At 44.9% G+C, this 15,435-nt stretch carries 8 protein-coding genes; all 8 read right to left on the bottom strand.

The window, feature by feature from the left end:
• Positions 1–149: 149 nt before the first annotated feature.
• The 8 genes from pknB to ACFORF_RS07145 all read right to left on the bottom strand — a co-directional run bounded on the left by pknB (position 150) and on the right by ACFORF_RS07145 (position 15,358).
• Positions 150–2,003 carry a Stk1 family PASTA domain-containing Ser/Thr kinase gene (gene pknB, locus ACFORF_RS07180; protein ID WP_380426802.1) on the bottom strand — a complete coding sequence of 618 codons (1,854 nt, stop codon included), beginning with the start codon at positions 2,001–2,003 and terminating at the stop codon, positions 150–152.
• Positions 2,003–2,740, bottom strand: coding sequence for a Stp1/IreP family PP2C-type Ser/Thr phosphatase (locus ACFORF_RS07175; protein ID WP_380426800.1), 738 nt, complete (start codon positions 2,738–2,740; stop codon positions 2,003–2,005). The genes pknB and ACFORF_RS07175 overlap by 1 nt, the downstream gene beginning before the upstream one ends.
• A gap of 207 nt (positions 2,741–2,947) precedes the next feature.
• Positions 2,948–4,270: a 16S rRNA (cytosine(967)-C(5))-methyltransferase RsmB gene (rsmB, locus tag ACFORF_RS07170; RefSeq protein WP_380426798.1), complete on the bottom strand. Its 1,323-nt coding sequence runs from the start codon at positions 4,268–4,270 to the stop codon at positions 2,948–2,950.
• Positions 4,260–5,195 carry a methionyl-tRNA formyltransferase gene (gene fmt, locus ACFORF_RS07165; RefSeq protein ID WP_380426796.1) on the bottom strand — a complete coding sequence of 312 codons (936 nt, stop codon included), beginning with the start codon at positions 5,193–5,195 and terminating at the stop codon, positions 4,260–4,262. Before fmt ends, rsmB begins: the two co-directional genes overlap by 11 nt.
• Before the next feature lie 118 nt (positions 5,196–5,313).
• Positions 5,314–7,710 carry a primosomal protein N' gene (locus tag ACFORF_RS07160; RefSeq protein WP_380426794.1) on the bottom strand — a complete coding sequence of 799 codons (2,397 nt, stop codon included), beginning with the start codon at positions 7,708–7,710 and terminating at the stop codon, positions 5,314–5,316.
• Positions 7,711–7,750: 40 nt separating this feature from the next.
• A complete protein-coding gene (gene rpoZ, locus ACFORF_RS07155; protein WP_380426792.1) occupies positions 7,751–8,068 on the bottom strand; it encodes a DNA-directed RNA polymerase subunit omega in 318 nt (105 codons plus the stop codon).
• Between the two features lie 18 nt (positions 8,069–8,086).
• Positions 8,087–8,713: a guanylate kinase gene (gene gmk, locus ACFORF_RS07150; protein ID WP_380426790.1), complete on the bottom strand. Its 627-nt coding sequence runs from the start codon at positions 8,711–8,713 to the stop codon at positions 8,087–8,089.
• A 186-nt stretch (positions 8,714–8,899) separates the two neighbouring features.
• On the bottom strand, positions 8,900–15,358 hold the full coding sequence (locus ACFORF_RS07145; RefSeq protein ID WP_380426788.1) for a ZmpA/ZmpB/ZmpC family metallo-endopeptidase: 6,459 nt from the start codon (positions 15,356–15,358) through the stop codon (positions 8,900–8,902).
• Positions 15,359–15,435: the final 77 nt, after the last annotated feature.

Raw genomic sequence — 15,435 nt, 5'->3', positions numbered from 1 at the left:
ACGAACTCCTTTCTACCCAACTTTTTAGGAGGTCGCTCCTCCTAGTCTTATCTGTTTTCTATTCTATCAAATTTTACAGGAAATCGCATCTTCCATTCTACTTCTCTAACCGCAAAAAACAGACACTGATGTGCCTGCTTTTAAAATTATTATTCTGAACTATTAGTAGCTTGAGTTGTCGTTGTTTCTGAAGATTTCTCAGAGTCAGATGAGCTTTTTGAGCTCGGCGTAGTCGTTACAGAACTCTCAGACTCGGATTCCTCTTCTTCCGTACTGAAATAGAGGGTGATTTCGCTATCCTTAGCTACAACTTCCTCACCAGCATAGAGTGATTGCCCTATTACTGTTGCAGTTGAGCTAACTGACGAAGGATTGCTGTAAATATTAGAGGTAGAAAATCCTAATGCTGATAAAGCATCGATGGCTTGGGAATAGGTAAAACCAACTAGATTAGGAATCGTTGTGGTCTTAGGAGCCTTAGCAATAGTGAACTTAATCTCTTTGCTAGAACCTAAACTATAGGTTGATCCTGCAGCTAAAGACTGTTTAAGTATCGTTCCTTCAACGTAATCAAGGGTTTCTTCTTCCTCGTAGGTAACCTTACTTGATGTTACTCCTTGGGAAATTAGACTTGCCTTAACCGTATCGTAATCCTGACCAACATAGTCTTCTAGCGTAATCGTTTGGACACCTGTCGAAATCACTAAATCTACCTTAGAACCAGCCTTCTTAGAGGTTCCAGATGTTGGGTCAGTCTTAATGACTAGACCAGCCGCCACGTCAGCACTCTCTTGTTCCGTTACATCCCCAAGTTCAAGTTCAAGCTCTTGAAGTTTTTGAGTGGCTTGATCCTGTGTCATACCTGTCAAATCAGGTACTGTAACTGTCGTTGGTGTCGAAACAATTAGGTAGGCAAAAGCTAAAATTCCAATAACCAAGAGACCAAAGAAGAGTTTAAGAAGCGTGAAGAGGAAACGACGTTCCTTTTTCTTAGGTTTCACGACGATTGATTCTTCCACTACTGTATCTTGCTTTTGAAGAGGTTCTGGACGCGGAGTAGCAGTGGTTTGTCGTGTGACTGGCACAGGTCGAGTTGTCGCTGTGCTATGGTCCACGCGCGGTAAGGTCTTGGTATCTGCTGAATCTTCAAAAATTAGCTTGCGCTCATGGCTACGACTTTCATGTAGGGAAGTCGATAGGTCACGGCTCATCTGGAAGGTTGAAATATAGCGGTCCGTCAATTTCTTAGCCGTCGCTCGCAAAACAACATTCTCTAGAGCCTGAGGAACATTTAAGTTCTCAGTTGTGATCGATGGGAGAGGCTTTTGAAAATGTTGAAGAGCAATTGTGACCGCACTATCCCCATCAAATGGGATATGGCCAGTCAACATTTCATAGAGCATGATTCCCATGGCATAAATATCACTCTGAACCGTTGCCTTGGAGCCACGCGCCTGCTCTGGTGACAGATAGTGGACCGATCCCAGCATGGAGTTGGTCTGGGTAAGGCTGGTCTCTGCAAAGGCCACTGCGATACCGAAGTCTGTCACCTTGGCTGTCCCGTCCTTGGTTAAAAGGACGTTCTGTGGCTTAAGGTCTCGGTGAACAATCCCCTTTTGGTGGGCCAAGGTCATGGCCGAGAGGATTTCGTTCATGATACGGATGACTTCCTTGTTAGACAAGGGAGCATTGTCTTGAATATATTTTTTGAGGTCTGAGCCGTCAACATATTCCATTGCGAGGAACTGCTGGCCGTCTTCTTCTCCAATATCTCGAATCGCTACGATGTTTGGATGGTTGAGCTCTGCCATGGCCCTCGCTTCCCTTTGGAAACGGGCTACGGCAACCTGGTCAGTCTGATAATTGGTTCGAAGCACCTTGATGGCAACTTCTTCATTGTCCAAAATCAGGTCATTGGCCAAGTACACATCGGCCATCCCACCGCGTCCGATTGACTTGAGAATACGATAACGTCCAGCAAAAAGTTTGCCAATCTGGATCATTATCCTTCCTCGCTTTCAACCTTCACTAAGGCAACCGTGATGTTGTCAAGGCCACCAGCTTCGTTAGCTAAATCAATCAATTGACGAGTTGCTTCTTCAAGCGTTTCGCCTTCGGTTATGGTAGTAGCGATTGTCTCCGCCGAAATCATGTTGGTAAGACCATCACTGTTTGCAACCACGTAATCGCCTGCCTGAAGCGTATGAATAGCTGTTTCAGGCTGAACAGGAGTTGCCTGCCCAATAGACTGAGTGATGATGTTTTTCTGCGGGTGAACTGCCGCTTCTTCAGGGGTGATTTGACCAGCCTTCACCAACTCATTGACCAAGGAATGATCGCTTGTCAGTTGTGTGTAGACGCCATCGCGTACTAGGGCAATCCGTGAATCACCGATATGGGCATACACCAACTGACGATCCACTATCGTAATCATTTCAATCGTGGTTCCCATACCTTGATAGTCTTCAGTCTGTCCCAATTCGTAAATCTTGGTATTTTGTGTCTGAACCAACTCCGTCATCCAAGTCTGAATCCCTTCAGCATCCCGGAGGTCAGTATTAATCCAAGCGCGACCCAGGTCGGTAACAGTCATCTCACTGGCAATATTTCCAGCACGGTGGCCTCCCATTCCATCAGCAAGGATGATGAGGGTTACCCCAGCCTTATTATCAAACTTGTTGACAAAATCTTGGTTATTGGAGCGTTTCTGCCCAATATCCGTCATAAGTGCAATCTTCATATCGTTAACTACTGACGTCGTCAGTCTCCTTTACTAAGAACTCTGATGTTTTTAAAAAATAGCAAAGCTCAATCTTATACACATGTAACCGTCAAACTAGATGAACTAAGATTAGCAGACCAACTCCAGTTATGCCGACCTTACATCCGTCATCTAATTTGTTGAGTAAACCTAGTAGGTTTAGACCAAAAGCCCTAAACCATTAGGTTAGCGAACCCGTCTGACCTGACCGATGAAAAAACCATCTGTCTGGAAGAGTTCAGGTGTAATGACCAAACAGCCATCCTGAACGATATCTTGACAGGAGTGACTAAGAGGAACCTGTTCAAAATTCGGATGCGTCTCCAAGAATTTTTTTAGGACCTCCTGATTTTCTTCTGCTACAATCGTGCAAGTACTGTAAGTAATTATACCATCTTTTCGTAGGGTTTGACAAACACTAGCCAGAATTTCTAGCTGAATCGCCTGTAAACTGTCAAAATCTTGGAGGTCCTTAGTGTATTTGATGTCCGGTTTGCGGCGCATGAGACCAATCCCAGAACAAGGCGCATCAACCAAAATCTTGTCAAAACTGTCAGCCGGGAAATGTTGGTGGACCTTTCTGGCATCTAAAGGAACCGTCTGAATACGGTCTGTTAACCCCAGTCGTTGGGCATTTTCTTCAATCAAATCCAGCTTGTGGGGATGCAAATCTAGGGCGACTACAGAGCCCGTCGTCAATTCACTGGCCATGTGGACCGTCTTGCCACCGGGTGCAGCACAGGCATCAAGAATGCGTTCATCTCCTCTAATAGCCAGCGTTGGGGCAACCAACTGACTGGTCTCATCTTGGATGGTGATTTGTCCTGACTGAAAGAGCTCCATCGCTGCGAAGTGACCTGAAGATTTGGTCAGTCCAACCGGGGATAGTTGAGAACGGTCTGCTCCTGTCTGCTCTGCTATGGCTTGGATAGCCTTAGGATCAACCACTCGAATGCTCGCCTTATTTTTGGTTAATAAACTGTCAAAAATAGCTAGGGCGCGCTCCTCACCATACTGGTCAATCAGCTTTTTCACCAACCAAACAGGGAGGGAGTAGCGAATCGAATAACGTTTGTTAACCCGCTTGATGGCATCAATGTCTGGCCGCTCTTCTCTCAAGAAACGACGAAGCACTGCATTGACTAACTTATCACTGCCACGCTGACGACTCCGCTCCTTGGCCAAATCGACGGCTGCATTCACCACCGCGTGGTCAGGAATTTTGTCCAAGTAGAGCAGTTGGTAAAAGCTGAGCATGAGCAGGTAGTAAACCCAGGTTTCCAGCTTATCACGATCCTCGATGTAGTGGGCTAGGTACCATTCTAGGGTCAACTTGCGAGCGACTGTCCCATAGACCAACTCCGTAACCAGCCCCTTGTCCTGACTGGTCAATTGACTAGCTGAGAGAGCCTTATTTAGAGCGATATTAGAATAGGCTCCCTTGTCAAAAATGTCCTCTAATATCAGCAGAGCCTGACCTCGGCTGGTCGTTTTCCATTTATTTGCCAAAGACATCACCTACTTCAAGATCGCGACCCAAACCGTTCAAGAAATCTTGAACTGTCATCTTGGGTTTACCAGCCGGTTGGACCGTTTTAAGAGATAAGGCCCCTTGACTAGCTGCTACGATTAGTTCTTTCTTGGTCTTGACGAGAACCTCACCTGGCTGACCTTGACCTTCTACGGGTTCAACCTCATAGAGTTTGAACCGCTCACCCTTCCAGAGGGTATGGGCGACGGGCCACGGATTCATCCCACGAACATGGTTGAAAATCTGACGGGCCGACTGGTCCCAGTCAAGACGTTCTTGTTCAGAGGTGATATTGGGTGAGAAGGTCACTTGACTCGCATCCTGAGGCACAGGCTTCAATTCACCTGATAGATAGCCCGGCAAACTTTGAAGCAAGAGATCCCGACCCAGCACTGCTAATTTTTCAAAAAGCGTGCCGACATTATCCTCCTCCAAAATTGGAAGGCTGGCCTTGGCTACCATGTCACCGGCATCCATCTCCTTAACCATCTCCATCAGGGTTACACCTGCCTCAGCATCACCATTGATGAGAGCATAGTGAATCGGTGCCCCCCCACGGTACTTGGGCAAAAGGGAGGCGTGGACATTAAGGGCAAAATTATGGGCATCAAGAAGCTTGGTCGGTAGGAATTGTCCAAAGGCAGCGGTGATAATCCCATCTGCTCCTAGGCTTAATAAGTCCTCCAACTCAGGACTGCCTGAGAGTTTCTGGGGCTGATAGACAGGAAGATTATAGTCTTGTGCCACAGCCTTAACAGGCGTTACCTTGATTTCCTTCTTGCGGCCAACCGCACGGTCTGGCTGAGTTACAACTGCGATGATTTCATAGCGTTCATCGCTGAGCAGACCTCGCAGCACAGTCGCGGAAAATTCTGGCGTTCCCATAAAAATAAGTTTGGTCATGTCGTCTCCTTTCGAGCGTCAATTTGTAGGCTACTGGTTCTGGAAAAATAGCAGAGCAGCAAGCCCTTTCGTAATTCTATTATAGCATAAGCGAGGAAAGGACCCCAAAAGAGAGTCCTCACATCACATTCTGTGGTTCATGGTCGATGATGAGACGCAGGTCCTTATTAGCAGGTTCCTGTGTCAAATCTAAGATGGCATTCAAGGTTGCCTCTAGCTGGTCCTCAAAGCGATACTTGAGAATAAGCTGATAGTGGTAAAGCTTGTGCGTTCTGGCAATTGGCTTGGGCGTCGGCCCCAGAATCTGAACCTTATCGGACAAGTGCTCCTTGAGGAATCGCAGGATTTCATAGGATTTCTGGATGACGAATTCCTCATCCTTGTGGGATAGGGTCAAACCTACCGTATAAAAATAAGGTGGGTAATTCAACTGGCGACGCACTGCCATTTCATGCTTGTAAAAAGCCTCATAGTCTTGGCGTTTGGCCAACTGAATAGCGTAGTGGTTGGGATTATAGGTTTGAATCAAAACCTCACCAGGCTTGTCTGCCCGGCCTGCTCGGCCTGCTACCTGGGTCAAGAGTTGGAAGGTCCGCTCAGATGCCCTGAAATCAGGTAAATTGAGCGAGGTGTCCGCATTGAGCACTCCAACCAAGGTCACATTTGGAAAATCCAAGCCCTTGGCAATCATTTGAGTTCCCAGCAAGATATCTGCCTCGTGGGCACCAAATTTGGCTAAGATAGCCTCGTGGGCGCCTTTTTTACGGGTCGTATCCACATCCATCCGCAAGATGCGTGCCTCAGGCAGAGCTTCCTGAAGCTCATCGTAGGCCTTCTGGGTTCCTGTCCCGTAATAACGAATACTAGCACTCTGACAATTAGGACAGGTCCGCGGAATCCCTTTTTGATAGCCACAATAATGGCAATTCATGGACTTGGTATCCATGTGCAGGGTCAGGGAAATATCGCAATTAGGGCACTGGTCAACATAAGAACATTCCCGACACATGATAAAGCTGGAAAATCCACGGCGATTGAGCATAAGTACAACTTGCTCGCCCTTGGCCAAACGGTCCTTTATCTTATCCAGTAAGAGCGGTGTGTAGTTACTCAACTCCTGTTGACCAATATAGTCACGGAAGTCTAAAATCTCAACCTCAGGAATCTTAGCCTGAGGATTGGCCCTTTGGCTGAGCTCCAAAAACTCGTAAACACCCTTGCTGGCCCTAGCCCGACTCTCAATAGAGGGCGTCGCCGAACCCAAGACCAAGACAGCCTGATGATGCTTGGCCCTCAGTAGGGCCACATCCCTCGCATGATAACGGGGATTGGACTCCTGCTTATAGGTCGCCTCGTGCTCCTCGTCGATGATGATGGCCCCAATATTTTCTAGCGGAGCAAAAATAGCAGAGCGGGCACCGACGACAACCTTGGCCTGACCGGACTTAATCTTACACCACTCATCATACTTTTCCCCATCCGAGAGGCCCGAGTGCATGATGGCCACTTGGTCCCCAAAACGAGAAATAAAGCGGTTGGTCATTTGAGGGGTCAGGGAAATTTCAGGAACCAGTACAATGGCTGTCTTGCCCTCTTTTAGCACACGGTCAATAATATGCAGGTAAACCTCCGTCTTGCCAGAACCTGTAATCCCCTCCAAGAGAAAGGGCACTGACGCCTGTCCAATCCGACTGGTAATCCGCTCCACGACTTCGGCCTGCTGGGCATTGAGGGACAGAAACTCCGTCTTTTCCACCTGATCAAAATAGGCATCCGAGCGATTGACGACGACCTCGTAAATCTCAAGACCTCCCTGCTCCACAAAGAAGGCAATCTGCTCCCGAGAATAGTCCTCAAGAAGTTCCTTATAGCGCCCTCCTTCTGTTTGTTGATCCAGAAATTCCTTTAGGGCCTCCCGCTTTTTCGCACGAGCAGGGACTTCCAATTCTGCCAGCCTAGCTTGATTGACCCGATACCATTTTTCGGTCTTCTGGGTCTTCTTGTCCTGAGCCAGGTAGGTCAACTTGAGCAGGCCTTGTTTGACCAAACGTTGGGCAAGCCTTTGGTCCTGGTCTGATAGGTTTGAAAAGCTAATGGAAGGCTTATCCCCCAGTAAATTTTGACGGATATCCTGCGGTGTCCCTTCGACAGCCTCCAAGAGCTTGTCATAATTGGAATTAAGAAGACTCGGAATCATGGACCGCAAGAGGGAAATCTTGTAGGAAAAGACCGTCTTTCGCATCTCATCTGCCAGGGCAATCTGCTCTGAATTAAGCACGGGTTCAAGATCCAAGACTTCCTGGATGTCCTTGAGTTCCGTTGTCTCAACAAGATTTTCCTGCTCTGCTATGGCCACTACAAAACCTTGGAGCAGGCGATTCCCCCGTCCAAAGGGAACATGGACCCGAGATCCAACCTGAGTCAACTCGATTAGGTCCTCAGGAATCCGATAGGAGAAGGGTTTATCGGTCTGCATCAGCGGCACATCAACGATAATCTGAGCTAGTTTTGTCATGTCTGCACCTTAAAGGAAAAATCTAAGATTGATACCAACCTTAGATTTTTTCTCCTTCTTCTTCTTTTTCTTTAGCGATTTGTTCTTTAATCTTGCGTTCTTCTTCTTCAGCCTTGATGCGATCAGCTTCCATCTTAGCTAAGACAGAGGCACGTTTACGGTCTGGATCTGGGTGGATGGTCACAAGACCAGCTTCAATTTCTTCCAAGGCTTGGAGGGTTGATTTCACAGATTTGAACTCTTGAGTTCCTTGAGCTCCTGCCTCCAATTCGTGGGCACGCTTAGCCTGCAGGACACAGAGGGAGTATTTTGATGGTACTTGATCCAACAAGGTATCAATAGACGGTTTTAACATCATAGGATTGGTTCTCTTTTCTTATCGTTTTCGAATTTGTTCCTTGAGCATGTTGTCGTAGCGGCCAATAACACGGTCCACACGGAAATGCTCCGTTTCAATAATACGTTTAACGCGTTCAGCAGCGAGAGGTACCTCGTCATTAACCACAGCGTAATCGTACTCTCTCATCAAGGCGATTTCTTCCTTGGCTCGTTCAATCCGCTGAGCAATGACCTCAGGACTATCTGTCCCACGGCCAACCAAGCGGTCTTCCAACTCTTCTAAATCAGGTGGTGTCAAAAAGATAAAGACGCCATCTGGCACTTTTTTCTTAACCTGAAGAGCACCCTGGACTTCAATTTCCAAGAAGACATCAACACCCTTATCCAAGGTTTCGTTGACATAAGGCAGTGGCGTGCCGTAGTAGTTACCGACATACTCAGCATACTCCAACATTTGGCCCTGCTTAATTAATTCCTCGAATTCCTCACGGGTCCGGAAGAAATAATCTACACCATCAACTTCACCAGGACGCTGGGCCCGTGTGGTCATTGAAACAGAATATTCAAACTTGTGGTCAGGTGTCGAAAAAATTTCCTGTCTGACTGTCCCCTTCCCCACTCCAGATGGACCAGAGAAAACAATCAGCAAACCGCGTTCAGACATGTGTCCCCCCTCAAAAAATACTTTTATCCATTTTAACAAAAAGCAGGGGCAATTTCAAGGATTTCTTCACAGAGAAGAAGCTACTAGTTAGAGAAAATACTTGCAAACGCAACCAATTTCTAACGACAATTAAAAAACCACCATCCAGAGACATTGATCTGAATGATGGTTTTAAAAACAAGTTGATTAGCTTCCAAAGATAGAATTTTCAAAATCGTTGGTTTGTCTAATATAGGCGTTATAAATGAGTCCTTTGAGCACACGTACGCGTGATGAGTTATTGTTCGCTGCAAAACCTTTGTCATAGTCATATTTAACAGCTGCATTCATCAATTCTTGCAATTTCGTGAAGGAATCAATTGTCACTTCACTCCCTAAATAGGTAATCGTTACTGGTTTAAGTGTAGAAGCCTTGTCAATACGTTCTTGGAACATAGCCTTCTTGAAGGCTACCCAATCAGTATAGTCACTTCCGAAGACACTGTCAAAGATAATCTTATCCGTCGGTAGAGCTACATCTTTTTTGTACCAGCTACTGTAGATAGTTGACCCTTGAGCAGTTGCTTCATCAGCTAGCTTATTAGAAACATAAGGAAGGAATCCATCCTCATATCCCTTGGCAGCCAAGAGTTCCCAAGCCATTCGACGGAAACTGATATCACCCGGAATACCATTCTCATTTGTCAAAGCAGAATAGAATGGTGTAAAGAGGCCGATACGATAATAACCGTTATGGTTTAAGGTTTGGTCTCCTGTACCGCTATAATAGTCTCGTCGTCCAATGATACTTTCATCCACTAGGCTTGTCCAGCTAGTCAATTTAGCGGCTTCTTCGTCTGTTAAGGAACTATAGACATTTTTGGCCGTCGCATTAGCATTGGTACCAGATGCTTCATAGACATTTTCTAACTTCATAAAGAAGGCTTTCTTAGCCGCATCCCCAAGAGCAATAACTGAATTTGCTTCCGCATAATCCATCAAGTAAGTTACATCAAATGAACCATGCATGTACTCTTGAAGATCTTCAATAGTCTTGAAGCGTTCAGGACTAACCGCCTGGTAACGGTTCGTGGCGTCAGCACTTGCTGTATAGTCAAACATCGTATTCAAGGCTAGGATGCTCGTTGCAGCTCCTGCTGATTCCGGTGCCTGGAGGAGTCCTGTTGGATAGTACTCAGCTCCTGCTCCCGTCCGTCGACCAAAGCCACCAAGGAAGAAATTACTATCCAAGTTGTGCACCGTTTCATGACTGAAAAGTGACAGACCATAGTTTGTTAAGAGACTACTGTTAAGTAAGTAGGTAACATTACCCCAAGCCATCGCACCAGCACTATCTTTAGTATGATAACCACGTTTTTGGGTTAAGCTGCCTGAAGGTAAATCTCCAACAATCGGTCCAAAGAAGTCTTGAACAGCTTCATTGGTGTTGGTATAGCCATAGCGTGAGAGGTAGGTGCCAGTTGAGTCTGTATAAGCTTCCCAGGCAGGGAGCACGCGAATCAACTGCTCTCGCTTTCCTTCTGGATTCATCCGATACCACATATCAAAGAAGTCAGCTTGGCGAGTAGAAGCATTATCAACCAAGGCCTTGACACGTGAAATTTCAGAAGCATATTTAGTAGGGTCTGAAGTCTTCAAGCCGTCCACATCAAAGTACCGATCAAACATACCATAAGTCAGACTAGTCATGTTGGAAATGATATAGATACCCTCATCGGCAGTCAAGAGTGGTAAAATACCGTTTTGCTCTGAGGCCGTCTTGACCATGCGGTTGTATGCCGAAACATCAACGTCAGGACGTTCTTTTGAGACTGTTTCTGTAATATAAGCCTTAGATGTTGCCTTGAACCACTCGCTATCACTAGCATAGTTTGTGAAGGTCTTTCTAAAGTCTGTCAATAATTCAAAGAGGCTGGCTTTGCCTGAGTTAGCTTTAAAATTATTAACATAAGTGGTGACGTTATTAACAGGCTGAATATTGGTGTACCCTTTTTTGGCTAATCCAACGAGCCACTCCAAAGTATCAACAGGCTCACCATAGAAATCTTGGTGGTAGAGCATCAAATCCTTGGCATTAAATGTTTCAAAATCAATATTGTACCAGCGGTTGACATAGGCCAATCCTAACATCAAGAGTTCTTTATTGTCTTCAACATATTTTGCCAGGTCTTGGTTAGCGGTTGCGATAATATTTGAAGTTGCAAGAACGCTTGGTAAAATCTTATCAAGGTTAGCCTTGACCTCAGCATAGGATTCTTTGAGGAAGAGCTTATCCATCAAATCTGCAACAGTCTCACTACCTTTATCCTTACCAAGTTTCGTCAAATTAGTCTCAGAATAGTAATCAAGAGCTGCCAAACTAGCCTTGACCTGATTTACAATTGTCTGGTAGTTGGTCGTCATTTGATTTGGAGTATAGATAAGGTCAGTCCCGTCAATCGTATACTCAGCAATAGCTGTATTTTTGAAGTCTTCCTTATAGGTTAACTTCAAGTATTCCACCGAACCATCAGCATAGTGGACCATAAGCTTATTAATTTTTGACTTATCACCAAAATAATCTGAGACGACTTTATCATCAGACATCGGCACCACTTCAAGAATTTCTGTTGTTGCTAATTTGCCGGATGTAATCAGATTTCCTTGATGAACTATAAATTCTTTATTGTAGAGAGGCAGGAGTTTTTCTGTGTTCTTATACTTAAGTGTATTAGCAGCTTCATAAGCTGAAACAACACTATAATCGACATCGTATTTCGCATAGTTAACCTTACTATCCTCTAAGGTCACTGTAAGTTTCATAGCATCAACTAAAGCTTGAGCTTCCGCAGACGTCTTAGTTGTCGGAGCATTGTTGCTTGAGGCCGTTACCGTATCAACAATCGCAACCGTATTATCCATCGAATTAGCACTACCGACCGTTCCAATAGCAGAGCGTCCATTGGTTACATTAACAGCACTAACCGCATTCCGGAGAGTCGCATTAGCATTCGTCGTTCCAAGGATACCACCCACCTGGGCCGATTCTTGTCCAGTATTGGTAACAGAGCCTCTCGCATAGACATTTCTAATCGTACCGTCCGCAACTTTCGTGTTAGTATCCGCTGCACCTACAACAGATCCGACACGGAAAACTTGAGGATTATTGGACGCATCTGCTGTAATCTCAACATTAACTTTAGCACCGTCAATGGTACTGTTCTTGTCAAGATAACCAACGATACCACCAGTAAAGTTGTAATTATAGTAAGTCGTAGTCTTGATCGTGCCATCAAATTCAACTTGCTCAAACTTAGTATCCCGTGCACGGTAAACCAATCCACCGATAGCTCGGTCACCTGTAAGCGTTCCTTGCACAGCTACATTTTTAATAAGGCTTGAACCGGCAACCCCTGTCGTCTCACGCGCTAAGGCACCGAAGTTTTGAGTATTGGTGATATTAACTTCCTTAAGGTCTAAATCCTTAATGACAAAGGCTCCAGTCAAGTTTTCAAAGAGCGGTGCTACTATGCCGCTGATTGCATTGTTGTTTCCAAGTAAGGTTCCCGTAAAGTTTCCAGCGATATAGCTAGTTGCTCCACTAGCAAGCGTATACTTACTTGCATCAAGGTCAGCATCAATTTCAAATGTCCCCGTTGGATTTGCCGTGATTGCAGTCACCAAGTCTTCAAATGTTCGATACTTACCACCGCTGGATGGAAGGAATTTCTTAGTATAGAAGGTAAAGTCTGCCTGGTTTTCGTCACTCACACCCTTATATTGAATGAGTTCTGGCGATGTTGCCACAACCTTGTAGGCAGCTTTGCCATTGTATGTATCTTCCGTAATAGAAGAAACTGCTAAATAAATATCCTTTTGTTCTGTTGAAGTTATTTTTACATAGTAATCAGAAACAGGATTGGTTATTTCAGTCATCTCATCCTGCTTAACATAGCTACCATCATCTTGCTTGAGATAGAGATCAGCAGTTGTCACATGTTTTACTTCAACATGTTTGTAGTCTAATTCAAATGGAACTTCACTGATGACTTCGGACTGCTCCCCTTGACCTAAGTCGTACTTGAGAGTTGTTCTTAAGGTATACGGCACAAACCAGTCCAGCCCACTCAAATCAAAGTCATCAAAACTTGTCAGACTAAGGGTTTTAACGACTGCACCTGTCGTCTTATCAATCACTTCTATTGTTGCACCAGTGTAAGAAGATGTTGGATCTGTTAAATCATAGTTTAAAGTTATACTTCTATCATCATCATTTTCAACTAGGCTAGCAAGGCTTAGGCTTGGCTTTTCCTTATTGGCAACAACATCAATAGTCACATCTACAAGATCTGTCGAACCATCTGTGTAGGTCACAAGAACTTGCCCTTTAAGAGCTTGTCCAGCACTTGCCGTACTAGGTTGTGTTGCCCAAGAGTAACTTGCAACATTCGTGAGATTAGTCGAATCAATACTAGCTTCTGCTTTTGGCGTTTCCCCAATCTTCACGGTCTGCTTGACAGCTTTAGGCGTTTGCTTCTCTGCTTCCTTGACTTTCGTCCCAATTGTGATGACAGTGTCCACAGCTTCCTTGGTCGTCTTACGACTAACGGTTGGATTTGCTTGACGAACACCTTTTATGGTCTTGTAGACTGTTGTAACTTCAACTTCGCCATCTGTGCCTTCAACCACGGATTTGTAATCTGTGTATTGATTTGGGTCCTCAATTGTTTTCGTTCCATGGGCAACGATTTCCTTGCTCGTAACAGTTTCAGTTCCTTCAATCGGCTTCGTTCCTACTTTTATAATAGTCGGAGTAGCTTCCTTTGTGACTGTTTCAGTTACATTTGGATTTGGTTGACGAACGCCATCGATGGTCTTATAGGTTGTCGTAATCGTCTTTTCGCCTACTGTTCCTTGGATTGTCTCTGTTTCACCTAGCCAAAGGGTGTCGTCATCTTGCTTCGTCTCTGTTGGAGCAATCTCAACGGCCTCAGTCACAACTTCTGTGCCTTCAACTGGAGTTGTAGTGTTCTTTTTAGTTCCTTTGGCAACAATCCGTGGAACGGCTTCCTTAATGGTTTTCTCGGAAATAACCTTGCCATCTTGCACCGTTTGCTCCACAAGACCATCTTGACCAGCTTGGACTTCTTTTTCCTGACCTTCTGGCAGGGTAGAATCATCTTGGTAAGTTGTTGAATATGGCACTGCAACTTGTACAATTGTTGTCTCAGGTTCTACTTTTGTACCACGTCTGATAATTTGTTTGAGTGGCTCTTGAATCATCTGACTGGACACTAATTGGCCATCGAGGTAAGTATTCTGACGAACCCCTGCCACCCCTGCTTGAACAACAACTTCTTCACCGAGAGGCAAAGTATCATCGGCCAAATATTCTGTATCAAAATCGACAGACTCTGTAGTCGTCGTTTCCACCGGTGTTGTTGGATCCGATGATTTTGTCCCGCGTTTGATGATTTGTTTAACTGGTTCTTGGATAATCTCACTAGAGACCAATCGACCATCTAAATAAGTATTTTGACGCAAACCATTGTTACCAGCTTGAACAATGACCTCTTCGCCCAAAGCAAGTGTGTCATCGGTATGAATCTCAGTTTCAAATGCGACTATCTCAGTGGTCTTTGTCTCAACTGGTTGCGGAGTTTCCTTTGTTCCACGAGTGATGATTTGAGAAATAGGCTGACGAACAATCTCTTCACTCGTTAGCTTTCCATCTGTGTAGGTTAAGCGTTTTTGCCCTACCACACCTAATTGACTGACCGTTTCTGTTCCAACTGGTACTGTCGGGTCATCTTGATAAATCGTCTCATACGGTATTTCTTGAATAACCGTTGAAATAACTGGCTCTGTTTTTGCCTCTGTGGTCGTGGTAGTCTCTGTTGTACTTGGAAGGGTTGTTGTCTCTGTTGTAGAAGCCGAGACTGTTGCGGTACTTGACGTTGTCGTTTCCGTTGTGGCTGTCGTCGTACTTGATGAAGTTGCTTCGGTTGTGACAGCAGTCGTGCTTGTTGACTCTTCTTCCGTTGTCGCAGGGATCGCTTGTGAAACACTTGAAGTCGAATCATCTCTAGTGCCCTGAGTCGTCGTTGCATCTGGTTCATCAACTAAAATATAACCGATAAACTCATGGTTAGGAATTGTTTTAATAGTCTCAGGAATTGTTTGACCAACCTGCATCGTGAAAGTTTCGTCATAAGACGCTAAAGCTCCACCACCAAGGGCTGAAACTGAAATAGCTCCTGTTGTCGATAATAAGATGATACTAGTGACAATTGGCTTTTTCTTACGACTGACTAAACTGACACCCACTAACAGTAAACTAATTCCAGCACCAATCATCAACCCATTATCAAGTGAGCCAGTAGCTGGTAAAGTATTGGTTGGCCGATAGACCATGTAATAGGAGTCATAAGCACCTACAGATTTAGTCGGAAGTTCTTGCTGAATTAATTTTTTTTCTTGATTGGTCAATTCTGACTCAAGAACATAATGATAATCAAAGCTAGAACTGGTCTGGATTTGACCATTTTCCAGCGCATGGACTAATGGTTGAGCCACACCAAAAGCACTCATCCCAATAACTGTCGAGGCAACGGCAATTTTTAATTTTCTAATAGAAAAACGTAATTGTTTTTCTCTCCAATTCATAAACATTCTCCTAACTTTTGCTTTTTCTCTAGCTCATTCTATCACAAAAAGCCCGTTTCATCTAATGTTTTTATTCT

Origin of the sequence: Streptococcus caprae, assembly GCF_042649745.1 — a bacterium.
In the GTDB taxonomy this organism is placed as follows: Bacteria; Bacillota; Bacilli; order Lactobacillales; family Streptococcaceae; genus Streptococcus; species Streptococcus caprae.
This window is presented reverse-complemented; position numbering and strand designations above follow the sequence as displayed.

Bases quoted from the DNA above. Each gene is read 5' to 3' on its own strand.
- gmk (WP_380426790.1), bottom strand. From the start codon at position 8,713: ATGTCTGAACGCGGTTTGCTGATTGTTTTCTCTGGTCCATCTGGAGTG.
- ACFORF_RS07175 (WP_380426800.1), bottom strand. From the start codon at position 2,740: ATGAAGATTGCACTTATGACGGATATTGGGCAGAAACGCTCCAATAAC.
- pknB (WP_380426802.1), bottom strand. From the start codon at position 2,003: ATGATCCAGATTGGCAAACTTTTTGCTGGACGTTATCGTATTCTCAAG.
- fmt (WP_380426796.1), bottom strand. From the start codon at position 5,195: ATGACCAAACTTATTTTTATGGGAACGCCAGAATTTTCCGCGACTGTG.
- ACFORF_RS07160 (WP_380426794.1), bottom strand. From the start codon at position 7,710: ATGACAAAACTAGCTCAGATTATCGTTGATGTGCCGCTGATGCAGACC.
- rpoZ (WP_380426792.1), bottom strand. From the start codon at position 8,068: ATGATGTTAAAACCGTCTATTGATACCTTGTTGGATCAAGTACCATCA.
- ACFORF_RS07145 (WP_380426788.1), bottom strand. From the start codon at position 15,358: ATGAATTGGAGAGAAAAACAATTACGTTTTTCTATTAGAAAATTAAAA.